Consider the following 24810-nt stretch of genomic DNA (forward strand, 5'->3'; position numbering starts at 1 on the left):
CCATGGAACTGTTACTGGAGCCTTTTGGTTATCACTACATGCTCAACGCGATGTGGGTCTCCGCCATGGTCGGCGGCCTGTGTGCGTTTCTCTCCTGCTACCTGATGCTCAAAGGCTGGTCGCTGATTGGCGATGCGCTGTCGCACTCCATCGTGCCGGGCGTAGCGGGTGCTTACATGCTGGGACTGCCCTTTGCGCTAGGCGCGTTTCTCTCTGGTGGGCTGGCGGCGGGCAGTATGCTGTTACTCAATCAGCGCACCCGCTTAAAAGAAGATGCAATCATCGGCCTGATCTTCTCCTCCTTCTTTGGTCTGGGTCTGTTTATGGTGTCGCTCAATCCGACCGCGGTAAACATTCAGACCATTGTGCTCGGCAATATTCTGGCGATTGCGCCCGCAGATATACTTCAGCTGGCGCTGATTGGCGGGCTGTCGATCATCATTCTGCTGTTTAAGTGGAAGGATCTGATGGTCACCTTCTTTGATGAGAATCACGCGCGCGCTATCGGACTGCGTCCTGAACGACTGAAAGTCCTCTTCTTTACCCTGCTGGCAGTCTCAACCGTGGCGGCGCTGCAAACCGTCGGTGCATTTCTGGTGATCTGTCTGGTGGTGACGCCAGGCGCGACGGCCTGGATGCTCACCGACCGCTTCCCGCGTCTGCTGATGATTGCCGTAGCGATTGGCAGTATCACCAGTTTTCTAGGTGCGTGGGCGAGTTACTACCTGGATGGCGCAACGGGCGGCATCATCGTGGTGGCGCAGACGTTGCTGTTCCTGCTGGCGTTTGTTTTTGCGCCCAAACATGGCTTGCTTGCTAACCGGCGTCGCGGCCGCCATCGTCCCGAAAAGGAGCCTGGCTGATGTCGATCTTTGAACCTTTCCAGTTCGCTTTTATGAACAGCGCGTTGCTGATTGCGCTGGTGGTGGCGGTCCCCTGTGCGCTGCTGTCGGTCTTTCTGGTACTGAAAGGCTGGGCGCTGATGGGCGATGCCATGAGCCATGCGGTATTCCCTGGCATCGTCCTCGCCTGGATGGCCGGGCTGCCGCTGGCGGTGGGCGCGTTTGTCGCCGGTCTGTTCTGTGCCGTTGCCAGTGGATTTCTGCAGGACAACAGTCGCATCAAGCAGGATACGGTGCTGGGAATCGTCTTTTCCGGCATGTTCGCGGTGGGATTAATCCTCTATATCGCCGTGAAACCGGAGGTGCATCTTGATCACATTCTGTTTGGTGACATGCTCGGCATTACGGGCGCTGACATAATTCAGACCTCGCTTATCGCAGCGGTGATCGTTGGGGTTATTGCGGTGAAATGGCGTGATTTTATGCTGTTCAGTTTTGATCCGCAGCAGGCACAGGTCTCTGGCTTACCCGCACGCTGGCTGCATTATGGGCTGCTCTGCATGGTCTCGCTGACCATTGTGGCGACGCTGAAAGCAGTAGGAATTATCCTGTCGATTTCCCTGCTGATTGCACCCGGTGCTATCGCAATTCTGCTTACCCGCCGCTTTTCACATGCGCTGCTGGTGGCGGTCGTGGTGTCGGTGCTGGTGTCGCTGAGTGGGGTCTATCTCTCGTTCTTTATCGACAGCGCGCCAGCACCCACGATCGTGGTGCTGTTTGCACTGGTGTTTATCGTGGCGATGGTGATTTCAGGCCGCAAAACGCGACAGCTTGAACGTCAGCGGCTTAATGCCAGCTGACTGGCTATCGCGGCTGTCTCTCAACCGCGATAGCGCACCGCATCAATCAAACGTGTAAAGGCGCTGGTGTGCTGTCTGCGGCTGGGATAGTAAAGATAATAACCCGGAAAAGGCTCACACCAGTCAGCCAAAACCTGAACCAGACGGCCACTTTTAAGGTGTTCCGCAACGCTATCCTGCGGCACATAGCAGATCCCCATCCCGCTCAGTGCGGCATCAATGCGCGACGCGAGATGATTAAAAATTAACTGACCCTGCGTTTTGACCCTGATCTCCTTGCCATCACGCATAAACTCCCAGTTATAGAGGCCACCCAGCGTCGGCAGCCGCAGGTTGATGCAGTTATGATGCTGTAAATCATAGGGCGTCTCAGGTCTGCCGTGCTGATCAAAATAGCTGCTGGCTGCCACCACGCACATATTCCAGTCCGGCCCGATGCGTACCGCCACCATATCCTTTTCGACCTGCTCACCCAGTCGCACGCCTGCATCGAAACGGCCGCTGACAATATCGGTCAGACTGTTATCCACCGACACTTCAACATGGACATCGGGGTATTGCTGAAGAAAGGGCCTGAGCAGCGGCCAGAGTGTAGAGGTGAGCGCATGTTCGCCTGCGGTGATACGAATGTTGCCGGAGATTTTACCCTGACTGTCAGTGACATTGACCAGTTCAGACTCAATCTCGCTGAACAGCGGGGCGAGGGTAGTGATCAGCCGTTCACCGGCTTCTGTCGGGGCAACGCTGCGAGTAGTGCGCGTCAGCAACCGGACGCTAAGACGCTCTTCCAGAGCGCGAATCGCGTGGCTCAGTGCCGACTGCGACACACCCAGCTTCGCCGCTGCCCGGGTGAAGCTGCGCTCTTCTGCTACCACCACCAGATAGATTAGATCGTTAAAATTTTCTTTCAGCATAGGCCCTCTGACCTGTTTGATCGGTTATCCCGGTCGGGACAGGCCGATTTATCGACGTTAACTACGGCTTCGCTACCCGACCTGCTATCAGACCCGAAATTGCCTTTCAGGGTTACACATTTCGCGGCAGGATTAATGAGGCGGACAGATAAACCCTATGAACGACGGCTATAAAAGCTTTTTTAAATAAAATTAATAAAATCATTTAGATGAGCGTTGTATGAACACATATTTATCCCGATTCAACCTCGCTCCGTCATTCAGATAACACTTACTTTTCCCGGCTTCCCCGCAAAATTGCCAAAAAGCTGCTAAACCTTAAAGCAGAGATACGCGCGTAAAGATTAGGGTTATCACGATTTTCCCCCGATTCGAACCCCGTCAGAAATAAACCTATAAAAAATTAAATCTTTTGGCCCCCAACAATGGGAAGCAGACAATGTCGGAAAAAATATCGCTAACAATGCAGGTTAATGGTCAGTCGCAGCAGATGCAGGTCGATCCCCGTGTCACCCTGCTTGATGCGCTGCGTGAGCATCTTAACCTGACCGGCACCAAAAAAGGGTGCGATCAGGGGCAGTGCGGTGCCTGCACGGTACTGATTAATGGCCAGCGGGTGCTGAGTTGCCTGACGCTGGCGGCTCAGGCGGATGGCGCCGAAGTGACCAGCATTGAAGGGCTGGCTTCCACCGAAGGTGAACTGCACCCGGTGCAGCGCTGCTTTATGGAGAATGACGCCTTCCAGTGCGGCTACTGTACACCGGGTCAGATTATGTCCGCCGTCGCCTGCATCAAAGAGGGCCATGCGGGTTCAGAAGATGAGATCCGTGAGTATATGAGCGGCAACCTTTGCCGCTGTGGAGCATATCCGCACATTGTGGATGCGATTAAACAGGCCGCAGCAGAGATGGCGAAGGAGTCCGCATGAATGAATTCAGCTGGAAAGTCGCGCAGTCGCCTGAGGAAGCCGCAGCTCTGAAACAGCAGCCTGGCAGCCAGTTTCTGGCAGGCGGCACCACACAACTCGATCTGATGAAGTGTGGGGTCTTCACGCCGCCGCAGCTCATCGGCATCACTGGATTGACCGGGCTTAAAAACCTGCAGTTTGACGACGATAAGATCACGGCCGGCGCGCTGGTCACCATGAGCAGCCTGGCGGATCATCCCGCCTGCCAGCAGAACGCGCCAGCCATCTACGGAAGCCTGTGGCAGGCCGCGTCACCGCAGATTCGTAACATGGCCACGCTGGGCGGTAATTTACGCCAGCGTACCCGTTGCGCCTATTACCGCGATCCGGCGACCTTTTCCGCCTGCAACAAACGCAATCCGGGTTCCGGCTGCGCCGCACTGGATGGCGTTAACAGCAATCATGCCATCCTGGGCGCCAGCGACAGCTGCATCGCGGTCTATCCCGGCGATCTGGCGGTGGCGCTGGTGGCATTTGACGCCATCGTGGTCCTGCAGAATCAGCAGGGCGAAACCCGCCGCATCGCGATTGATGATTTCTTCCTGCTGCCGGGTGACACACCTGATCGTGAGCACGATCTGCGCGATGACGAAATTATTGTGGCTATCGAAGTGCCGCAAACCGAGTCACTGCGTCACTCACACTACCTTAAAGTCCGTGATCGCAGCTCTTATGAGTTTGCTGCAGCCAGCGCGGCCGCAGGCTTCACGCTGGAGAACGGCGTGATGCGTCAGGTCCATATTGCGCTGGGCGGCGTCGCCACCAAACCCTGGCGGGTCAGGTCGGTGGAGCAGGCGCTGGAGGGCCAGCCGTTTAATGAAGAGACGGTCTTCCAGGCGGCAGAACGGATTACACAGGAGACGCAGGCGCTGACCCACAACGCCTATAAAGTAAAACTGGCGCCGCGTGTGATTGCACGTGCGCTGATGGCAGCAGGAGAAACCGCATGAGTGACGTAAATGACAAATCACGTCGGGAGTTACTGAAGGCGACGGCGGCGATCTCAGCGGCGGGCAGCCTGGGGCTGAGTATGCAAAGCGCCAGTGCCAGTGATACTGCCACGGCAGAACCAGAAACCACCGATCCGATTGAGGGACTGGGCGCCGGGCGCTCGCGGGGTGACGGCAAAGTAAAAGTCACCGGTGAGGCGCGGTATGCGGTAGAACATCAGCCGGAAAATCCGCTTTATGGCGTGGTGATCCAGTCTACTGTTGCCAGCGGCCGTATCAGCCGGATGTCGACGGAAAAGGCGCAGCAGGCCTCGGGTGTGGTGGCGGTTTATACCCATCTGAATAGCCTGAAGATCAACAAACCTACCGCGATTGCAGACGGCGGCGCGGCGCAGTCAACCTATACCCCGATTCAGGACGATGTGATTATTCACAATGGCCAGAACATCGGTCTGGTGGTGGCAGAGACGTTTGAGCAGGCAACTTATGCCGCCTCGCTGGTGGAGATCGACTATGAAACCTCGCCCGCACTGATTTTTGCCACCGATGAGGGTGTCGAACCGAAACCGGTATCGAAACAGGATATCGATATGGGCGATGCACAGGTGGCGATGCAGCAGGCCGAGGTGCGTCTGAGCCAGCGCTATACCACGCCGCGCGAATACAACATGCCGATGGAACCGCACGCCTGTGTAGCTGAGTGGCAGGATGGACGCATTACCGTCTGGGAGCCGAGTCAGTGGGTGGCAGGCGCGCAGGTGGAAATCGCCGAGTGGATGGGCATTGACGTTGAAGATGTGCGGATTATTTCGCCCTATGTCGGCGGGGGATTTGGGTCCAAGCCGGTGCCTTACACCCACGTCGCACTGGCCAGTGTGGCATCACGAGCGCTGAAGCGTCCTATCAAAGTGTCGCTGACCCGACCGCAGACCTTTACTGGTCTGGGCGGACGTCCCGCCACCTCGCAGCAGCTGGAACTGGGTGCCTCGCGTGACGGCAAGATCCAGGCGATTATCCAGCGCAGTTTCAGTGAAACCTCATTAATCGATGTATTTGCTGAGAACTGCAGCAAAGTCACCGCCCGCATGTATGCGGTGGGCAACGTCTCCGCCCAGCATCAGGTCAGGCCCATCAATACCGTGACGCCAGGCTGGATGCGTGCGCCAGGCGAAAACCCCAGCGCCTTTGGTCTTGAAGTGGCGATGGATGAGATGGCCTATGCCCTGAATATCGATCCGCTGGAGTTGCGTCTGCGCAACTGGGCGGACAAAGATTATCAGCTCGATCTGCCGTGGAGTTCGCGTCGCCTGAAAGAAGCCTATCAGAAAGGGGCTGAGGCCTTTGGCTGGGATAAGCGCATTATGACGCCGCGGTCGATGCGCGAAGGGCGTGAATTGATTGGCTGGGGCATGGCCTCTGGCACCTATCCGGTCAACAAACTGCCTGCTGAGGCAAAAATCATCCTGACCCCACAGGGTAAATTTGTGGTGCAGTGCGCCGGTGCGGATATCGGCACCGGGACCTATACCATCCTGGCGCAGACCGCTGCCGACATTCTTGGCGTCGCCTCTGCCACCATCGAGGTTCAGCTGGGTGATACCGAGCTGCCGCGTGCCGGTGTCGCAGGTGGATCGCAGCTTGCGGGCAACGTGACCGCGGCGGTGAACGATACCGCCAGACGAATGCGCGACCAGCTGCTGAAACTCGCCAGCGAGCTGCCACAGTCGCCACTGAATGGCACTCCGGCATCTCAGCTCACGCTGAAAGGCGACGGGGTTCAGCATAATCTGCGCAGCGGAATGGCGGTCTCATTTGCCCGGCTGGCGACCCTGGCACCGGCGGAGAGTCTGACGGTGAAAGGCGGCACTTTCCCGGACGATCTGTCACAGAGCGAGCGCGACAAGATGGTGCGCAACCTTAATGACATGAGCCGCCCTGAAAAATTCTCGGCCCACAGCTGGAGCGCGCAGTTTGTGGAAGTGCGGGTCGATGAAGATTTCGGCACTATCCGGGTCAAACGGATGGTGGCGGCGCTCGACAGCGGTCGTCTTTACAACCCTAAACTGGCGCGCAGCCAGTGGATTGGCGGCATGATCATGGGCGTCGGTCAGGCGCTGATGGAAGAGGGCATCGTCGATCCACGCAATGGTCGGGTGATCAACAACAACCTGGCGGACTATCTGGTGCCGGTTAACGGTGACATCCCGAGCATTACCACCATCAACGTTGGCGAGCCCGATTTTGAGGCGACCACCATGGGCGGTAAAGCCGTGGGTGAGCTGGGTATCGTGGGCGTGGCGGCAGCGATCAGTAATGCGGTGTTCCATGCCACCGGTAAGCGGGTGCGCGACTTACCTATTACTCTCGATAAGATTATCTGAGCCTGTTCCTGACCTGCTGCCAGCAGGTCGATGTGAGGATATGCGGGCGCGGGCTGAAACCTGCGCCCGTTTTTCACGCTTAGCGGAGAGAAAGAGTGAAGATAGCGTTGATTGTGCTGGCCGCCGGGCTGAGTCGCCGTTTTCGCCAGCAGGCGGGTGAGCATAAGCTGCTGGCCGATCTGAATGGCAAACCGGTGCTGCAACGCACGCTGGAGCAGGCCGCTGCCAGTGGTCTTGACCTGTTTGTGGTCACGCGCCCGGACGCCGCTGCGCTTAAGGCGCTCTGCTCGCAGGCTACCCTGGTGCTGTGTGACAGCGGCGGGCTGGGCGAATCAATCGCCGCAGGTGTCAAAGCCAGCCGTGACTATGACGGCTGGCTGATTGCGCTGGGCGATATGCCGTTTGTCACGCCTGAAAGTTACCGCGCCGTCAGCGCTGCGCTGGCTTACGCGCCGATCGTCAGGCCGTGGATTGACGGCAGGCCGGGCCATCCGGTGGGCTTTCAGAACCCCTGCTACCCGATGCTGAGCACGCTACAGGGCGATGCCGGGCCGCAGGCGGCGGTGAAGTCACTCGCCGTCCGGTTGCCGCTTCAGGATCGCGGCTGTTTGTGTGATATCGATCTCCCTGCTGATCTGCAGTTAATAAAGGAATTTTCATGATTACGCTGGATCAACGTGTGATTAATGCGGCACTGAGCAGCTGCCAGGCGGGTCAGCAGGTCTGGCTCTGCACGGTGCTGCGCACCTATGGATCTTCGCCGCGGGCCCCTGGCACCCTGATGACGGTCAACGAAACGGGTGCTTACTGCGGATCGCTGTCGGGCGGCTGCATTGAAGAGGACTTTCTGGCGCAACTGGCGGCAGGAGCCTATCGCGCCAGCAGTCAGCGGGTGCGGTACGGTGAAGGCGGAATGCGTCCTGACGTCAGCCTGCCGTGCGGCGGCAGCCTGGAGATCGTCATTGAGTTTCTGCCGCCCGATGATGCCACGCTGGCGCTGCTGACGGCCATGCAGCGCGCGCTGAGCGGACAGCAGCCGATGGTGAAAATGATACGACCCGGCGAACGTGCGCAGTGGGAAGTGCTCGCCCCTGACAGGGTGTTGCCTGCGCTGGATGCCAGTGAACAGCAGATGTTACTGCCGGTTGGTGCGATACCGGAACTGCTGATCGCGGGCTACTCGACTGTGGCATATGAGTGCATCCGGCTCGGGCAGATGCTGGGATTTCACGTGCGGGTCTGTGAGCACCGACCGGAGATGCTGACGGAGCTGGAGAGCCACTTCAGCGCTGCGGACAACGTGACGCTGGTGTCACAGCATCCGGCGCGCTGGCTGGAGCTGAACGGCGCGCATGCAGCGGTGGCGATTGTGGCACTGACCCACGATCCCCGCATTGATGACCTGACGATGATGGAGGCGATCGCGACACCCGCGTTCTATATCGGCATCATGGGCTCGGCGAAAAATAGCGAGAAACGACGGGCGCGACTACAACAGATCGCCGGCATGGATCGTGCCGAACTGGACCGCATCCATGCGCCCATCGGCCTGCCTATCGGCAGCAAAACCCCGGCGGAGATTGCGCTGTCGGTGATGGCCGATATCGTCCGGGTGAAAAATCGCGGGCTGTCAGCCGCCTGAGTCCGGCGTCGCCTCCGGTGCGAGCCGATAGAGGTAGCTGCCCGAATAGGGGATCGGCAGGAAATCACGGAACAGCTGCCGCAATGTCTGTTCAGGATCGACATCGCGGAACAGTTGCGGGTAGAGCGTGGTGGCGAAGAACTCTGTCGCTACCACGTGCCATGGACTGAGGTAAAAGTTGTGCCAGATTGCCCCGGCGTGACCGTCCCGCAATGCCGTCAGCTGCTTCAGCGCATTCTGCTGACCGGTCAGCGCCAGCAGGCTCTGCCGGGTCTGCGCTGTTATGACGGCGGGGCCGAGTTTTAAGGCTCCCGCTTCATCGGCGCTGCCGGTGCCGGTGGCGAAGTAAAAGTCTGGCTGTGCCGCAATCACACTCTCCTCACTCAGCCTTCCGAACACGCCTTTGATCTGCTGACTGGCGATGTTGTCGCCCCCGGCAAAGCGCAGCAGCTCACCCAGATTGCCATTCACCGACGTCACGCAGCATTCACTGCGCCGCCCGAGATGCAGCTGCAAAAGAACTTTAGGTTTAGCTCCGTGATAGTCCGCCAGTCGTCTCTCAATGCGCTGCATGTGGCTGCGGTAAAAGCGATTGAAGTCAGCAGCCCGCTGGGGCTGATTCAGCACCTCGCCCAGCAGGGTCATGCTGCGCTCGGTATTTTTCAGCAGCTCAACCCGCAGATCGATCCTCACCACCGGGATATGCGCCGCGCTGAGCATCTTCTCCAGCACTGCTCCGCTTTCACTGCCGCGCGCCAGCTGCGGCAGGATCACCAGGTCCGGTTTCAGTGCGATCACCTGTTCGGGATTCATGTCATTGACGCCATCCAGACCCAGTACCGGAATGTCCTCCATCTGCGGAAACTTACTGGCAAAAATCTGCCAGGTCTGGGGATCATACTTTTTCAGATCCTGTGGCCAGCCAGCGATATGCTGCAGCGGATTGCCGGGTGTCAGCAGCGCGACGCTGTAGAGCATCCGGCTTTCACCCAGCACAATACGCTGCGGATGGCCGGGGAGGGTGACCTCACGGCCGGTGATGTCGGTCAGCGTGCGGGCGGTCGCGCCAGCGCTGACCAGTATCACGCTCAGCATTAATAACGCACAGCGCAGCGATTTAAAATTCAACACGGGCCTGTACCATCAGGTTGCGGGTTTCACCTTCACGGACGCGCAGGTTGCCGCCGCTTGAACTGTAATAGTGCTGGTTAAACAGGTTATTAATGTTCAGACGCAGCTGCGTTTTTTCACCGAACAGGCGGTTGTTCCATGCCACGAAACTGTCTGCCACCACATAGTCGGGCAGGGTGAAGCTGTTATCGGGATCGCCCGCACGGCTGCCGACATAGCGTGCACCGCCACCGAGCCGGAACGAGCCGGGCAGGCTGCTGATCTGCATCTCATGACTGAGATAGAGCGCACCGGCATGGCGCGGCGCATTCTGCAGACGATTACCATTGTTATCCGGATTAACCCGGTCATTTACGATCTCTGCCTGATCATAGCTGTAGTTCGCGCTCAAATCCCAGCCGGGTGCAATTTCGCCGTTCAGCTCAAACTCAGCGCCGGTCGATCGGGCTTTATCAATGGCCCGCGTGCTGCCATTAATATTCAGCGACATCGCTTTTTCGTCTATCCGATAGAGCGCGACGGTGGCGAACAGTTTCGGCGAGAGTTGCCATTTACTGCCAACTTCCCAGCTGGTGCCCTGTTCCGGTTTGCCGACATTGCCATCATCATCCACGTCGGTTGACGGCGTAAACGACTTGCTGACGCTGGTGTAGAAAGAGAGGTCAGGTGTGAATTTGTAGATCACCCCCGCCTGCGGCAGAAACTTATTACCCTCATCATTCAGGGTTTCCACCTGCGGATTAAAGCCGCGCGAGGCGCGCTGTTCATAATGCTGATAACGACCGCCCAGCACCACAATCCAGTCGGGTGACAGAGAAATGCTGTCTTTGGCGTAGAGTGACCGGCTATGAATGCGGTTCAGGTTATTGGCGGCTGCGCTATTTTCCGTGCTGGCGTCCGTGACCGGTGACAGCAGGTCATATTCAGGCGTGAAATAGTTGAACTGGCGGTTGACCTTGCCCTGATACTGATGGGCGCGATAAGTCTGGTTCATCTCATAGTCGGTGCCCACCACCAGCGCGTGCTGCATACCCAGAATTTCGGGATTACCCAGCAGATCCCAGCTCAGATATTTGGTTTTGTGGTTAAACCCGCGATTGGCATCGGCGCGACGTGTGACCACGCCGCTGCTGGCGTTCACCGCCGTCACGCGCACTTCATTGTTGTCATAGCGCCGCTGGTTCCAGCCCAGGGTTAACCGGGTGCGCCACTCATCATTAAACTGCCAGTCATAATGAGCAGTCAGGGTTTTGTTATGGCCCCAGGCGTGATTGGCTTTGTCATCCAGCCGATCTTTATAACCGATGTCGATCGGCTTGCCGTCGATAAAGGCCGTGCCGCGATCGTAGGGAATGTCATAGCGGTAGTCGGCATAGCTGATCAGAAAACTTGCCTGCTCGCCATACCATTGCAGAGAGGGTGCCAGCAGTGTGTGCTCTTCACTGCCAAAGTTGCGCCAGTAATCCTGATTCTGCTTTTCGGCGATCAGCCGGAAGGCGAAGCCGTTGCCCAGCGGGCCGGTGACATCCAGCGTGCCCGCACCGCCACCTTCACTGGCGTAACGTCCGCTGACGCTGGAGTGCCAGCTGTATTGCGGCTTTTTGCTGACCACATTGATAATGCCGCCCGGATTCTGAATGCCATACAGCAGCGAGGAGGAGCCTTTCAGCACCTCAACCCGCTCGGTCGTGGCATCGAAATTCAATCCCTGACTGCTGCGAATGCCATCCCGGTAGATAGAGCCATCGGCGTTGCTGCCAAATCCGCGTCGTACAAAGCCATCTTCGGTGCCAGCCAGCGTGTTTGCTTCGGTCACACCGCTGACGAAGCGCATCGCATCCGCCAGTGAGCTTGCCTGGTAATCGTCCAGTTGCTGCTGCGTCACCACGCTGACCGACTGCGCCTCATCAAGCCGCGCGGTCGGCATTTTACTGGCGACGCTACTCTGAGTGGCGCTGTAATTTCCCTCTGAACTGGCATCCGCGGTCACGGTCATATCCGGGGCGCTGTCGGTTGCTGCATTGACCTGTGGCAGCATAATGCTGCTGCAGATCGCCACGACCAGAGCGGGGTGCCGGGCCGGATATCGTGAGTCTTTGTTTATCATTTTTCTTTTGGTGTCTGTAACTGGCAGTTTCTGAAGCAAATACGCCCTGCATGACGGTCTGTCACTCAGGGCTTCCCTGGAGGTGGTCTGCAATATGCAGCGCTTTAAGCAGAGGAGAATCGCATCAGGGGTCAGACATCATTTCGTCTCCCGGACGACAATACTTCTCATCTGTAATTGAGAATCATTCAAACATCCGATATTGTAGTAGTAAACATAATTTGAATAGAATTGACTACATTTTTTCCGTGTCGTTTATCGCTGCAAAAATGTTGGCTGGCAGTTTTATTTAATTGAAAATAATGAATATATTTTCATGGGGAGGTGAGGTTTTTGGTTAAATCCACATCTTCTTCAGGTGAAATATAAAACAGCATGACGTTTTTACTACATCTCCCGGCCCTTAAACTCTCCATTTAGCCAGACTAGCAATGAGTCTTTCACACATTTAACCCCAGTTGCAGGTGCAGCATGAAACAGAGCAGGCCCGTTAAAAACAGAGTGGATGTGGTGGCAGAACGTCTTCGCGCCCGTGAAAAGCAGCTTTCACCCCGCCTGCTGGCGGTGGCGCGCTATATCGATCAGCAGCGGGAAACGGTGCTGGAGAGCACCGCGATGGAGATCGCTGTGGCGAATCACACCTCTGATGCCACTGTAATCCGCGCGATTCAGGCGCTGGGCTTTAGCGGGCTACGCGACCTCAAACAGACACTTAAGGCCTGGTTTGGTCCCTCGCTGACCTCTGAAGATAAGATGATCACCACCGTCAGTGAGGTGACCAGTGATGTGAACAGCGCCATCGACTTTGTGCTGGAGGGCCACCGTCACGCCTGTGAGGTGCTGTCGCAGCCGCAGAATCGGGTGGCGGTAGCGGATAGCGTGGCGCTGCTGGGCGAAGCGCGGCAGGTCGCTATTTTTGGCATCAACGCCTCAGGTATTCTGGCGGACTACAGCGTGCGGCTGCTCAACCGTATCGGTCTGCCCGCCTTTTCCCTTAACCGTGCAGGAATTGCGCTGGCAGAGCAGATGCTGGCGCTACAGCGTGGCGACGTGCTGATCATGATGGCGCAACAGTCGGCGCACCGGGAAGGGACAACCGTGGTGCGTGAAGCGAAGCGGCTGGATATTCCGATTATTCTGCTGACCAACGCCACCGACTCCTTTTTCGCCCGCGAGGCGGATGTCGTAATCAATGTGCCGCGCGGCGGCGAGAAGGGACGCATTCCCCTGCACGGCACGATTATGGTCTGTCTGGAGATGCTGATCCTGTCCGTTGCCTCAACGCTGCCACAGCGTACCGTTAAGACGATGAAACGGTTACAGGATCTTAATCGCGGGCTGAAGCCCGCCAGCAAAAAGTAGCCAGTGTAACGACGCTGTGGCGGGTTCCCGGTATTTCACCTGAACCGGCACGGCTGATCTTTAAGTCAAATTTCTCCGCTTTGCGAGCGCGATCCCGTATTTTCTGCCACCCCTTTCCTCAGCCGTCTACGCTTACAGCTTGCTGCGCTAGCCGGTGCGGTTCTTACTCATACTGACTTTCATTTGATTTGTGCGGAGCTGCTGATGAAACCCCTTCACGCGCAATACCTTTTCTGCTGTGCCACCCTGAGCCTGCTGTCGCCGCTGCCAGCGATGGCCTGGAGCGACCTTACCGTCTTTGGCGATAGCCTGAGTGATGGCGGGAACGTCGGGCGCTTTACCTATGATGGCGCGACCCATCCGCTCTATGACGAGATCGTAGCGCAGTCGCTGGGTGATAACCTGCGCCCTTCATCGCAGGGCGGAAGCAACTATGCCGAAGGTGGCGCAGTTGCGGTACCTGCGATTAATCCCCTGTTTAACACTCAGGATCAGCTTGATAGCTACCTTGCGGCGCGAGGCGGACGAGCTGATTCGGACGGTCTCTATATTCACTGGATTGGCGGCAATGATTTAGCGGCGGCGGCTCTTGCCCCTCTCGCTGCCCGGCAGATAGTGGATAACAGCGCCAGTGCAGCGGCCTCACAGGTCAGCCGGTTGCTGGATGCCGGAGCCGGAACGGTGATTGTACCGACGGTACCTAATGTAGGGGCAACGCCCGCCCTGCTGCAGGCGATTCTGCAGGTGCCTGGTCCAGCGGCACAACCTGCCACGGCGGCGCTGTTTCAGTCGCTGAGCACCACCACTACGCCTGACCGTGCCGCAAGAGAGCAGGCGATTGAAACCGCGCTTGGCGAGGCGGCCGGACAAATCTCTTCAATCCCGCTGATCCGGGATGCCATTGCGCAGCAGCTGATTGCCGCCTGGGAGTTACTGAGTCAGGAGGCGGCGGCACTCACCGACCGTTACAACCAGGCTGAAGAGCAGGGGCTGGTGGCCGCGCGCGGGAACATCGCGCGGGTGGATATCAATGGCCTGTTTAATGAGGTGATCGCTAATCCGGGCCTGTATGGACTCACGAATACGGCCGGAATGGCCTGTCCGCCAGGTGTCTCGGCGATGGACTGCACCTCCTCGACGACAGGATTTTCGCAGTCACAGCAGTATCTGTTTGCAGACAGACTGCATCCCAGCCCGGCGGTCCATGCGCTGATCGCCGATTACATTCAGTCGGTGCTGAATGCGCCGCTGCAGGTGGCTGCGCTGAGTCGGGCGCCGTCGATGCTGGTGGGCGATGCGCACAATACGCTGGATGGACATCTGCAGCAGCAGCGTCAGCAGCCCGCTAACGCCGGGGAGTTTACGGTCTTCGGCGGTTATGCCGGACAGCAGCGTGATTTCCGCGGTGACAGCCTGCAGGATGGTGATGCCACCAGTGCCAGCGGCACCGTGGGTGTGGGCTATCAGCTGACCGATCACTTGCAGGCCGGTGCCATGCTCTCTACGACCTCGCAACGTCAGGATCCCTCGTCGCGCTTTGATTACCGTTTACGCGGCAATCTGGTGGCGCTCTGGAGTCAGTTGAATTATCTCGATCGGGGATGGATTAATGCGGACGCCCATTATGCGGATCTCGACTTTGATGATATTGAGCGTCAGATCAGGCTGGGACCGGCGACCCGCACGGAAAAGGGCAACAGCAACGGTAAGATGCTGGGAATGCGGCTGCAGACCGGCTGGGATTTGCCGCTGGGTAGCTATGTTTCTACTGGCCCGGTGGCCAGCTATGCGCTCGACTACACCCAGGTCGATGGCTATAAAGAGGAGGGCAATAGCAGCACCTCAATGCGCTTTGGCGACCAGACGCTGCACTCTCAAATCGGCGCAGTGGGCTGGCGTATCGACAGCAAAGATTTACTGATCAATCCCTGGGCGCAGGTCAGCTACAACCACCAGTTTGGTGACAGCGATTCGGCGGTGACCGCCGGACTGAAATCGACCCGCACCGCCTTTACCCGCAGCAGCGATTCCAGTGATGATAACTGGATCGATATGGCGCTGGGTGCGAGCGTGCCGCTTGGCACCTCGGTGAATGCCTTTGCGGGCGTCTCGGCGGTAACAGGCAACAGCGACATGCATCAGGTGACATGGAACGTCGGGCTTAACGCCCGCTTTTAACCGATCTGCTTTGCGGAGTGAAAAGCCCTACAGACGTTGTCCGTCGCTCTCATAATGATAGCGGCGGGCGACGTTGCAGCAGATCTGAGCGTTCATCACGCCCCGGATGCAGTCGGGTATAACTCTCTTCTGCGGCGTGTCGTTTTCACGCTTCGATCAAAGCCTGCGCCTCCAGTTCGCGGACCCGCGGTATCACTTCGCGGCCAAAGAATTCGACCTCTTCATGAAAGTGCAGAAATGCCAGCAGCAGCAGATCCACACCGGCCTGCTTCAGTTCGATAATACGTTCAGCAATCTGCTGCGGTGTGCCAATCAGATTGGTTTTAAAGCCGTCGTTGTACTGCACCAAATCCTCAAACGACGATTTCGCCCAGTTTCCCTCTCCTTCGGGTGAGGCACTGCCAGCATTTTTGACCTCATGCTGAAAGCCTTTTACCGCATCCGGGTTGGCTTTGCTGATGATCTCATGAAGCACCGCCTGCGCCTGCTGTTCGCTCTCGCGGGCAATCACAAAACCGTTCAGCCCGATTCTGACCTGATGCTGATGACGTCCGGCTTTTTCACGGATATCCGCGACCTGCAGACGGACACCGTCCGGGGTATTACCGTTGGTAAAATACCAGTCTGACACCCTGGCGGCCATGTCGCGCGCCGCGCGTGAACTGCCACCCTGGAAAATTTCCGGGAGCGGTGACAACGGCTTGGGTTTCATCACGTAATCGCGGAAGCGATAAAAATCGCCGGCAAAGCTAAAACTCTCTTCACGCCAGATGCCGCGCAGGCAGCGAATAAACTCTTCTGAACGCAGATAGCGCTCTTCATGATCGAGCCAGGGTTCACCAATTGCCTTGAACTCGCCCCGGAACCAGCCGCTGACAATATTAACGGCGATGCGTGGACCATAAAGATGGCTGATAGTGGCAATCTGTTTTGCCGCCAACACCGGATTCCACGGGCCGGGAAGCAGAGCGGCAATCACTTTTAATTTCGAGGTGTGACTAAGTAAGTCCTGCGAGAATGTGACCGATTCATGCTGATTATCTGCGCCATATCCTGCAGTAAAGCGAATCTGCGTCAGCGCGTAATCAAAACCCGCCTGTTCAGCGATCTGCGCCAGTTTGCGGTTGTATTCGGCATCCCAGCGGGTACGCTGCTCTATCTGACTGATCACCAGTCCGCCCGAGACATTCGGTACCCAGTAGGCGAACTGTAAAGGTTGGTTCAGTGACATGGTTTTCTCCTGGCATATAGCTGGATTAATGGAACAGTTAATTTTTCCAAACTTTCAGATATAAAAGAAAAGACCAAGCAGTAACCATGCCAGAGCGTAATAGATTGATGTTACTAGATTAAAAACCAATGTTGCATAAAGTGGATGTTGCAAATGCAGCAACACAGAAACAGCACGGTTGCTGATGCAGCAGCGCTTCATTACCGCGCGTAACTGCGGCGAGGCCAGGGGCACTGAACCCGGCGGTATTCGCAGATAGCCGCAAAGCGATGTGATAACGTAGCGGTTCTGTTGCAGAGCCGGAGGGCACTATGATTGTCAGACAGGCATCGCCCGAAGAGGCGCACCATTTATGGAACATCAGAAATCTGGCCATCCGTCATGGCTGCCAGCATGCTTATCCACCCGACGTGCTCGCCGCCTGGACGCCAGACCGCATGCCCGCCAGCTTTCCCGCAATGATCCGCATGAATCCCTTCTTCGTGATTGATGGTCCGGACGACGTACCGGTTGCTATGGGATCGCTGGACCTTGCCGCCGCCAGCGTGGAAGCCATTTTTACCCTGCCTGGGTTCACCGGACAGGGAATGGCGGGCCTAATCATCAACACCATCAAAGCGGAGGCGCTGCAGCGTGGCTACCGCCGGTTGACGCTCGCGTCGACGCCGAACGCCGTGGGTTTTTACCAGCAGCATGGCTTCCGGCCGCTGGGCGAAAGTTTCTATCCGTCAAAGCTGGCGGGCAGCGATTTACGCTGTACTGAGATGGCGATTGATCTGTGAATGCCCGCTGCCGTCAGGCTGGCGAAGCAGGGCAAAAGTTTCCGGTGCAAAGACTTCGCAAGCCCCCGCCGGTAAGGTATAGTCCGCGTTTTTTGGAGGAATCATGCTGACTGACTCATCAACTCGTCTTAATAAATACATCAGCGAGAGCGGCATCTGCTCCCGTCGTGACGCCGATCGTTACATCGAGCAGGGCAACGTTTTCATTAACGGCAAACGCGCCACTGTAGGCGCGCAGGTATTTGCAGGCGATGTGGTGAAGGTCAATGGTCAGCTTATCGAGCCGCGCGATGAAGACGATCTGGTGCTGATTGCCCTGAATAAACCGGTGGGGATTATCACCACCATGGAAGAGGGCGAGCGCGATAACATCAGCGATTTCGTCAATCACAGCAAGCGCGTCTTCCCGATTGGCCGACTCGACAAAGATTCTCAGGGCCTGATTTTCCTTACCAACCACGGTGATCTGGTCAACAAGATCCTGCGGGCCGGTAACAACCACGAAAAAGAGTATGTCGTTACGGTCGACAAGCCGATCACCGATGAGTTTATTGCCGGAATGAGCGCAGGCGTGCCGATGCTGGGCACGGTGACCAAAAAGTGCAAAGTGAAGAAAGAAGCGCCGTTTGTCTTCCGCATCACGCTGGTCCAGGGGCTGAATCGCCAGATCCGCCGTATGTGTAAGCATTTTGGCTTTGAAGTGACGAAGCTTGAGCGCACCCGCATCATGAACGTCAATCTCAAGGGATTGCCGCTGGGGGAATGGCGCGATCTCACTGACGACGAACTCGTTGAGCTGTTTAAACTGCTGGAGAACTCCTCTTCAGAAGATAAACCAGCGAAGAAAGCTAAAGCTCCGGCGAAACCGGCCGCCGCCAAAAAACCGCAGAAGAGTGCGGCGAAACCCGCTGAAAAAGCGGATGCTAACGGTGCCTCACGCAAGCGCTTTGTCCAGCCGGGACGTAAGAAGAAAGGGCGCTAATGATGGCCCGATGCAGAGAGCGACTTTCCTGCTCTCTGCATCTGTAATCAGCGGATCATCACGGAATGATCCGGGCCGCCCGGAAGCGGGCAAACAGATCGCAGAACATCTTATCCGTTGCGCGATAACCGTGGAATCCCGCCCGCCGCAGCTTGCTGCCGTCGCCAAACATGTCGTAATCCCAGCCAAAAACAAAATCAGCGAAGACACCATCACTGAGCGCCAGAATATCGGGCTGGAGCAGCGCGTCGGCAGCGGCGATTTCCCGCCACAGCGCACGATAATCCTGAAATAGTTGCCGGAACGACAGCGAAACCGGCGGCGCGATCTCCAGTTCAAACCACGCTGCAATGACCGGCCATAGCTCACTCCAGCGCCAGAGATCGCCATTATTGATATTAAAGGCCTGATTGCGTGCGTCTGGAGTACGCGCGGCCCAGATCGTCGCGTCGGCCAGCAGAGTGGCATCGGTAAAATCGACCATACTGTGCCAGGTTTCCGGCGAACCGGGAAAGCGTAAGGGCAGCCGCGCCGCGCGACAGATTGAAGCGTACAGCGCCAGGCTCAGCGCCAGGTTCATGCTGTTGCCCGGCCTGTCACTGCCGACCACACCGGGCCGCAGCGCACTCCAGTGCCAGGCTTTACCTTGCTGTTGTGCGCTCAGCCAGTTCAGCTGCACGGCGTTAAACTCAGCACCCGGTACACCAGGATCGCTTTCCCGCGCCGGCGTTTTAAAGCGTCCGAGATGGGCGCCATACACCTTGTATCCCTGCATCAGACTGACATGCTCAAGTGGGGCGACATTTTCCATGGTCTGAACCAGATTTTGCAGCATGGCAAGATTCGGCCCGACCATGGTTACCCAGTCAGAAGCGTTCAGCCAGGCGCTGTAAAAGATATGCGTGACGTCGGTGAGTGATGCCAGCCGTTGCTGGCACTGCTGGCTATCGCGCAGATCAACCGCAATCACCTCTGTGCCGCTGACTGCATAGTCTGACCGATGCGTCAGTGCTTTGACCTGCCAGTGATCTGCTACCAGCGCCTGACTCAGTTGCTGACCGACAATCCCGCTGGCACCCGCCACCAGCGCAACCTTCTTATCCTGCGTCGTTTTCATGATCATTGCCCTGTTAAGAGAGAAGCTGCATTCTCACCTGCGTTTATTTCTGATTAAATCCCCTGAAACGGATGTCACTTATCAGGAAAATCAATAAATGCAGAACAAACTGAATGCGATTCAGACCTTCATCCGGGTGGCAGAAGCGGGATCTTTTTCGGCTGCGGCCCGGCAAAACGGCATGAAGCAGTCGGCAGTAAGCCAGCAGATCGCCGCGCTTGAAGAGGCGCTGGGGGTCGTGTTGCTGCACCGCACCACACGAAAAATGGCGCTGACGGAGCAGGGTCAGCATTATCTGCAGCAGGTCAGGCAGCTGCTCAGCGCGATGGAAGAGCTGGAGCAGCAACTACGGCCTGAGTCGCAGCCTCTTCACGGCAAACTCTATATGCAACTACCGAGCGGCATCGGGCAGCGGCTTATGCCGTATCTGATTGCATTCCAGCAGGCGCATTCCGCACTGCGTCTGAATATTGCGCTGGAGGATCGCCTGTCGGATCTCATTGGTGAAGGCGTTGATGTGGCAATCCGCCTCAGCGAATCGCCGCCCGCTACACTGGCTGCCCGTTCACTCACCACGGTTGAAACCGTGCTGGTGGCTTCCCCTGAGTGGATAGCGCGAAACTGCACGCCGCAAACTCCCAGTGACCTGCAGCACCATCCCCACATACGTTTTAGCGGCGTATCGCCCGATGCGCCGCTGCAGCTGGTGTCCGCGACCACGAGGGTGTCTGTGCCGGTGGAAAGTGCTTTTCGCTCTAACAACAGTGATGCATTGATGCAGGCCCTTGAAGCGGGGCTGGGGATCGGTGGGTTACAAACACTTATCGGCGCAGACGCGCTGGCATCCGGCCGACTGGTGCGGGTTTTACCGGACTGGCGGCTTCCCGACCGTTATCTTTATGCTGTTTTCCCCGATGCCCGCTTTATCCCGGATAAAGTGCGGAAGCTGGTCACGTTGTTAACTCAGGAGCTGGTGCGGTTGCAGGGAACAGGGCAGGGCGAGACCTAACGCCCAGGCTGTTTTACTGATCCGCATGGTGCAGCAGAACCCAGAAACGCTGAAGACGCTCGCGAAGCTCTGACAGGCCAGCCCGTATGGCTGGCATCCTGTTTCATTATCGATGCCTCCGGTTTCCCCTCGCTGAAGAATTTAAAAGCCCTCTCCCCCGATCCCGCAGTCCGTTTCATGCCACCCGCCAGATTTTAATGGGGGTCACATTCAGACCAACGACACTTTTCACCCTGATCAGGGCGTGGCAGGATAAGCGCAATCTATCAAGGAGTGTGCCTGATGTTACTGAAAGGTATGAACGATCCGCTGCTGAAAGCGTATCAGCATCCCAAATCACGGATGATGATCAGCCGTTTCAGGGGGCTGGCGGGGGATCGAAGACTCAGTGACTGGCAGGCGTTCTGTATTCTGGTCACCGGCTTTACCAATTACTGGTATGTGCATGCAGGTCACTACACCATTAATGTCACACTGACTAAAACTCGCCAGTTCGACTTCCTGCAGGACTTTCTGCATTTCACGGTTACGCTGGATGGGTTAATTGGTGATGAACATTTTCGTAGTCCGGATTTTGTGCTGCCCCATTATGATGTGCCCTACGAATTCTGCCGCTGGCGTAACAAGCGCGGCTATGATGCGTTAACCACTTATATCAGTAAGCAGGGGTTGAAATCCCATAAAGGGATATTTGTCGCCTCAGAAGGGGCTTCCCCGGAAGAGCAGGTGATGAAATGGGAAGGTGTGGTCAACGTCTATGACAAAACCTTTTTTAGCGTGACTAACTTCAGCACCACTCAGGAATTTCTGATCAAAGACATCAGTAGATCCATACAGGAAGGATTGCTGAAGCACCTGAGTTTTTACCGCGATCTGTTTCACTATATCTTCCCCTCACCAGCGGAGGCGCGGTTGCAGGCGCGCGATGACAGGCGCTATCTGGCTAAAAGATAGCGCCCGGGCATCTTTAGATCAGGTCAATGGGTTCAGCCGGGTCTGCTTAAACGTTGCAAACCCGGTAGTCAGCTGACCTCTCAGCGGGATTTACCACTTCATCTCGCCGGTATTGACTTTGGCGCTGAGTTCCAGTGAAGCCGGTTCTGCCAGTTTCGGCCAGGCGGCTTTCATGGCGGTAATCACCTGCGCTGAGGTTTTATGTTGCGCCAGCGCCGCCTCAAAACTCTTCAGATAATTCAGGGTGAAATCCACCGCCTGTGAACCGGCCGGACGGGCACCGAGATAGTGACCCGGAATCACGTTCTTCGCGTTCAGCGTCTGCATTTCTGTCAGGATATGACGCCACTCAGCGCGACTCTGAACGGTCTGAGTGTCAGCCGTCCAGACATGAATGCCCGAGGAGAGGGCGGTACCGCCCAGAATGGTGCTCGCAGACGGGATCCAGATATAAGCGGCGTATTGCTCCGGATGACGCAGCTCCAGCACCTCGCCGTCTACGCTAAAGCGGGTCTGATGGGTCACTTCAGGCACAAACACCTTATCCGGCGCGCCCTGCTTCATCTGTGGACCCCAGTATTTCAGCTTGGCGTCATGCGTCTGCTGGATATGCTTCACCACCACCGGCGCGGCAACCACCTTCACGTCCGGCCAGGCTTTAACAATCGGCTCCAGACCAAAGTAGAAATCGGGATCGCCAGAGGTGATCACAATTTCCTTTAGCTTTTTTCCGCTCTTTTTAATCATCTCTGCCAGTTTTTCACCGTCCTGGGTGCTGAATTGGGCATCGAACAGAATCGCTTCGGTTGGCCCACTAACCAGCGTTGAGGAGACGGCAAAAATACCCTTTTCCTGTGGATTATAGGTTTGCAGTTGCAGGGTGGCCGCGCTAGTGGAGGCCGAGGCCAGCACCAGCATCACAGGTAACAGCATAGTTTTCATTGAGGATCCTCAGAGATAAATGCCCGATTCAGGCAGGCGTAACGGACGATGTTCAGTATCAGTGGCGCTATTCTACGCATCTGGCTATCTGTTAGAATTCCCGCAATCAGAGATGCTGAGTTTCATAATCCGAACAGGTGGAGTGGATGGACAGAGTCACGGCGGCAGCCGTTTTCAACCGGATATGTGAACTGGGCAGCCTGAGTGCCGCCTCACGATCGCTGGGGATATCCCGCCCGATGGTCAGCCGTTATCTGGAGGAGATGGAAAAGTGGGCGGGAACGCGTCTGCTGCATCGCTCTTCGCGCCAGCTGACCCTTACGCCTGCCGGAGAGGCGATCCTGCAAAAAACCCGTCAGCTGGCCCTGCTCTCAGAGGCGATCCAGCAGGAAACCACCCAGGGCATCCCGGCCGGAACGCTTCGCATCGCCTGCGCCCACTTTACGGCTCTTCATCTTGTCGGCCCGGTGATCCCCGATTTTCTGGCGCGTTATCCGGCACTGCGCATCGAGCTGGAAATTAACAATCAGCCAGTAAGCCTGATTGGTGAGCGTATCGATCTCGCTATTCGCATCACCGACTCGCCAGAGCCGGGAGCGATCGCACGCCGTCTTGGCGAATGTCACTCGGTACTCTGCGCCTCACCTGAGTATCTTAAGGCGCGGGGTAACCCGGAAACCCCGGACGATCTGGCTCAGCATAACTGCCTCTACTACAGTCGCTTTGCCGGACAGAGCTGGCATTTTACGGCGGCTGGCGGGGAGAAAATCGCGGTTGCCGTCAGAGGAAATTTCAGTGCGGGTATCTCTTCACTGTTGTGTGACGCGGCGATAGCGCATTGCGGGATAGCGATGGTGCCTGAGCAGGAGGCTCGCCACGCACTGGAAGCAGGGAAGCTGGTAAAATTACTGCCCGATTATGAGCCGCAACGTATTGGCATATGGGGGCTTTACCTGTCGCGTGAGCACCAGTCTGCCGCACTGCGGCTGATGCTGGATGAGCTGCAAAGCAGAATCCAGAGCCGGTGATGAGAGGGGAAAGTAACCGATCAAAATGGAACCTTACTATGAGTGATAATCAAACCCTTTACTGGAACCCTATGGTGCCAGAACTGACCGTCACTGACTTTACTGCTTCGCTGCATTTTTACACCGTGGTGCTGGGTTTCAGTGTGAGAATACAGCGCCAGCAGCCTGATTTTGCTTACCTCTGCTATGGAGAGGTGCAATTGATGATTGAGCAGTTCCATCCGCAGGGCTGGAACATAGCCGATCTGCGCTGGCCGCTGGGGCGGGGTATTAATTTCCAGATTGAAGTCGACGATGTTCAGGCTGTACTGATGCGTTTGCAGCAGCATGCTGTTCCGCTCTATCGGCCGCTTCGGGACAACCACTATGACATCGGCGAGACCACCGCCTGTCAGCGGGAGTTTCTGGTGCAGGACCCCGATGGTTATCTGCTGCGTTTCAGCCAGTATCTGGAATAAACTGAACGTGTTTTGGCAATATTAATCAGCAGGAGAATGGCTTGAGTAAAATAGACATTCTCTTCGGATATTTTATATTGACTGTCCAATCATGATCAACGGAAGCCTTTAATAGCAGCGTAGTAAAGTCATCTAAAGCGCGAAGAGTTACCTGCTGTTTACCACCGTCACATTAATCATGACCTTTTCCACTAACGGAAGGCGCTATGCATAGCGTGTTAACTATTGCAAAGCGTCATTAAGTCACAGGCGGCCGTGATTTGCTGCTACAAAGCCATAATAAAAAAATGAATGTAAGAAAGAAAATTTATCCAGCGATGATCTACACTCTCGTTAGCTGGCTGGATTAGGATTATTCTCAACAAAGGTTTTTAAGGGATTTCATTGGGCTAAGCGTTCGTACATTTACATTTATTCGTTCACTCAGCACTTAATCTTTGGGAATGTGAGCCGATAACAGGTGATACATACTCAGGAGGACGCACAATGAAATCTTTTTTATCTGTCGGCATTAGCACGCTGCTGATTGCCCTGGCCGGACCGGTTATTGCGGATTCAGATTCTGGCACTATAACCTTCAGCGGAGCCATTACTAATGGTTCATGTAATATGAATGTCGGACAAAATCCTGTCGTGTTTGACTGTTTTGATCCCGCCAGTGGTAAGGCTGTGGTCACTACTGCTGACCTGATGAATCCCGAATCGCTGACCAAGTTACCTCTGGAAGTAAAAATGCACTGGTTTAATCCTGAAAAGAGCAAAGGGATACTTTACGTTACCTATCTTTAACGCTTCTCTTGAGGTTTTATTCTGAACGACAGTGCAATGCCTTAGCAGCAACGGTGACATGGAACCTAAAGATATAAACCCATAACCAATACAGGGTTTATCATTAAGTCACTAAGAGCCAGTGAAGTATCTTTTTTGAAATTTTTAAGTCAGCATCGGGGAATTCAGTTTACCGTATTCATCA

At 56.3% G+C, this 24810-nt stretch carries 22 protein-coding genes and 1 pseudogene; 17 read left to right on the top strand and 6 right to left on the bottom strand.

What is annotated here, in order from left to right:
• Window positions 1–2: 2 nt before the first annotated feature.
• Both sitC and HFD94_RS08710 read left to right on the top strand, forming a co-directional pair.
• Window positions 3–863, top strand: a complete 861-nt coding sequence (gene sitC, locus HFD94_RS08705) for an iron/manganese ABC transporter permease subunit SitC (RefSeq protein WP_010246899.1) — start codon at window positions 3–5, stop codon at window positions 861–863.
• Window positions 863–1702, top strand: a complete 840-nt coding sequence (locus HFD94_RS08710; protein ID WP_122889499.1) for a metal ABC transporter permease — start codon at window positions 863–865, stop codon at window positions 1700–1702. Before sitC ends, HFD94_RS08710 begins: the two co-directional genes overlap by 1 nt.
• A gap of 20 nt (window positions 1703–1722) precedes the next feature.
• Here the strand turns inward: HFD94_RS08710 and HFD94_RS08715 are convergent, their stop codons facing one another.
• On the bottom strand, window positions 1723–2616 hold the full coding sequence (locus tag HFD94_RS08715) for a LysR family transcriptional regulator (protein ID WP_010246903.1): 894 nt from the start codon (window positions 2614–2616) through the stop codon (window positions 1723–1725).
• A gap of 439 nt (window positions 2617–3055) precedes the next feature.
• On the opposite strand from HFD94_RS08715, the gene HFD94_RS08720 reads away from it, so the two are divergent.
• The 5 genes from HFD94_RS08720 to HFD94_RS08740 all read left to right on the top strand — a co-directional run bounded on the left by HFD94_RS08720 (window position 3056) and on the right by HFD94_RS08740 (window position 8556).
• On the top strand, window positions 3056–3544 hold the full coding sequence (locus tag HFD94_RS08720; protein WP_022624540.1) for a (2Fe-2S)-binding protein: 489 nt from the start codon (window positions 3056–3058) through the stop codon (window positions 3542–3544).
• The gene (locus HFD94_RS08725) at window positions 3541–4533 is read left to right on the top strand and encodes a xanthine dehydrogenase family protein subunit M (RefSeq protein WP_010246907.1); all 993 of its coding nucleotides are present in this window, start codon (window positions 3541–3543) and stop codon (window positions 4531–4533) included. Before HFD94_RS08720 ends, HFD94_RS08725 begins: the two co-directional genes overlap by 4 nt.
• On the top strand, window positions 4530–6914 hold the full coding sequence (locus HFD94_RS08730) for a xanthine dehydrogenase family protein molybdopterin-binding subunit (RefSeq protein ID WP_122889498.1): 2385 nt from the start codon (window positions 4530–4532) through the stop codon (window positions 6912–6914). The genes HFD94_RS08725 and HFD94_RS08730 overlap by 4 nt, the downstream gene beginning before the upstream one ends.
• Before the next feature lie 95 nt (window positions 6915–7009).
• Entirely contained in the window at window positions 7010–7576 is a 567-nt protein-coding gene (locus HFD94_RS08735) for an NTP transferase domain-containing protein (RefSeq protein ID WP_122889497.1), read from the top strand.
• Window positions 7573–8556: an XdhC family protein gene (locus HFD94_RS08740; protein ID WP_033760766.1), complete on the top strand. Its 984-nt coding sequence runs from the start codon at window positions 7573–7575 to the stop codon at window positions 8554–8556. The genes HFD94_RS08735 and HFD94_RS08740 overlap by 4 nt, the downstream gene beginning before the upstream one ends.
• Here the strand turns inward: HFD94_RS08740 and HFD94_RS08745 are convergent.
• Together HFD94_RS08745 and HFD94_RS08750 are read right to left on the bottom strand one after the other, a co-directional pair.
• The gene (locus HFD94_RS08745; RefSeq protein ID WP_167433118.1) at window positions 8545–9651 is read right to left on the bottom strand and encodes an ABC transporter substrate-binding protein; all 1107 of its coding nucleotides are present in this window, start codon (window positions 9649–9651) and stop codon (window positions 8545–8547) included. The genes HFD94_RS08740 and HFD94_RS08745 overlap by 12 nt on opposite strands.
• Before the next feature lie 22 nt (window positions 9652–9673).
• A complete protein-coding gene (locus HFD94_RS08750; RefSeq protein ID WP_167433026.1) occupies window positions 9674–11794 on the bottom strand; it encodes a TonB-dependent siderophore receptor in 2121 nt (706 codons plus the stop codon).
• Between the two features lie 471 nt (window positions 11795–12265).
• Here HFD94_RS08750 and HFD94_RS08755 point away from each other — a divergent pair, with 471 nt between their 5' ends.
• Window positions 12266–13156 carry a MurR/RpiR family transcriptional regulator gene (locus HFD94_RS08755; RefSeq protein ID WP_010670553.1) on the top strand — a complete coding sequence of 297 codons (891 nt, stop codon included), beginning with the start codon at window positions 12266–12268 and terminating at the stop codon, window positions 13154–13156.
• A gap of 204 nt (window positions 13157–13360) precedes the next feature.
• A complete protein-coding gene (locus HFD94_RS08760; RefSeq protein WP_167433027.1) occupies window positions 13361–15334 on the top strand; it encodes an autotransporter outer membrane beta-barrel domain-containing protein in 1974 nt (657 codons plus the stop codon).
• Window positions 15335–15479: 145 nt separating this feature from the next.
• Here HFD94_RS08760 and sfnG read toward each other — a convergent pair whose 3' ends face one another.
• On the bottom strand, window positions 15480–16565 hold the full coding sequence (gene sfnG / locus HFD94_RS08765) for a dimethylsulfone monooxygenase SfnG (RefSeq protein ID WP_010246924.1): 1086 nt from the start codon (window positions 16563–16565) through the stop codon (window positions 15480–15482).
• Window positions 16566–16876: 311 nt separating this feature from the next.
• On the opposite strand from sfnG, the gene HFD94_RS08770 reads away from it, so the two are divergent.
• Together HFD94_RS08770 and rluF are read left to right on the top strand one after the other, a co-directional pair.
• Window positions 16877–17347 (top strand): GNAT family N-acetyltransferase, encoded by a 471-nt coding sequence (locus HFD94_RS08770; RefSeq protein WP_010670550.1) that lies wholly within the window; start codon window positions 16877–16879, stop codon window positions 17345–17347.
• A gap of 103 nt (window positions 17348–17450) precedes the next feature.
• Window positions 17451–18329: a 23S rRNA pseudouridine(2604) synthase RluF gene (gene rluF / locus HFD94_RS08775; protein WP_033768811.1), complete on the top strand. Its 879-nt coding sequence runs from the start codon at window positions 17451–17453 to the stop codon at window positions 18327–18329.
• A 58-nt stretch (window positions 18330–18387) separates the two neighbouring features.
• On the opposite strand, the gene HFD94_RS08780 is transcribed toward rluF, so the two are convergent.
• The gene (locus HFD94_RS08780; RefSeq protein WP_167433028.1) at window positions 18388–19446 is read right to left on the bottom strand and encodes an SDR family oxidoreductase; all 1059 of its coding nucleotides are present in this window, start codon (window positions 19444–19446) and stop codon (window positions 18388–18390) included.
• A gap of 97 nt (window positions 19447–19543) precedes the next feature.
• On the opposite strand from HFD94_RS08780, the gene HFD94_RS08785 reads away from it, so the two are divergent.
• The 3 genes and pseudogenes from HFD94_RS08785 (at window position 19544) to HFD94_RS08790 (ending at window position 21409) form a co-directional block, all read left to right on the top strand.
• Window positions 19544–20455 carry a LysR family transcriptional regulator gene (locus HFD94_RS08785; protein WP_167433029.1) on the top strand — a complete coding sequence of 304 codons (912 nt, stop codon included), beginning with the start codon at window positions 19544–19546 and terminating at the stop codon, window positions 20453–20455.
• Window positions 20433–20528 (top strand): annotated as a pseudogene (locus tag HFD94_RS22995) (transcriptional regulator); the annotation flags it as partial. The gene HFD94_RS08785 and the pseudogene HFD94_RS22995, both read left to right, overlap by 23 nt.
• Window positions 20529–20737: 209 nt before the next feature.
• The gene (locus HFD94_RS08790) at window positions 20738–21409 is read left to right on the top strand and encodes a hypothetical protein (protein WP_163641174.1); all 672 of its coding nucleotides are present in this window, start codon (window positions 20738–20740) and stop codon (window positions 21407–21409) included.
• Between the two features lie 90 nt (window positions 21410–21499).
• Here the strand turns inward: HFD94_RS08790 and HFD94_RS08795 are convergent, their stop codons facing one another.
• Window positions 21500–22351, bottom strand: coding sequence for a Vmh family MBL fold metallo-hydrolase (locus HFD94_RS08795; protein ID WP_167433030.1), 852 nt, complete (start codon window positions 22349–22351; stop codon window positions 21500–21502).
• A gap of 146 nt (window positions 22352–22497) precedes the next feature.
• Between HFD94_RS08795 and HFD94_RS08800 the strand changes: the two genes are divergently transcribed.
• The 3 genes from HFD94_RS08800 (at window position 22498) to HFD94_RS08810 (ending at window position 24626) form a co-directional block, all read left to right on the top strand.
• A complete protein-coding gene (locus HFD94_RS08800) occupies window positions 22498–23379 on the top strand; it encodes a LysR family transcriptional regulator (RefSeq protein WP_167433031.1) in 882 nt (293 codons plus the stop codon).
• Between the two features lie 38 nt (window positions 23380–23417).
• Entirely contained in the window at window positions 23418–23837 is a 420-nt protein-coding gene (locus tag HFD94_RS08805) for a VOC family protein (RefSeq protein ID WP_061703275.1), read from the top strand.
• A 486-nt stretch (window positions 23838–24323) separates the two neighbouring features.
• On the top strand, window positions 24324–24626 hold the full coding sequence (locus tag HFD94_RS08810) for a type 1 fimbrial protein (protein WP_062758956.1): 303 nt from the start codon (window positions 24324–24326) through the stop codon (window positions 24624–24626).
• Window positions 24627–24810: the final 184 nt, after the last annotated feature.

It is taken from the genome of Pantoea sp. EKM20T (assembly GCF_011800485.1).
In the GTDB taxonomy this organism is placed as follows: Bacteria; Pseudomonadota; Gammaproteobacteria; order Enterobacterales; family Enterobacteriaceae; genus Pantoea; species Pantoea agglomerans.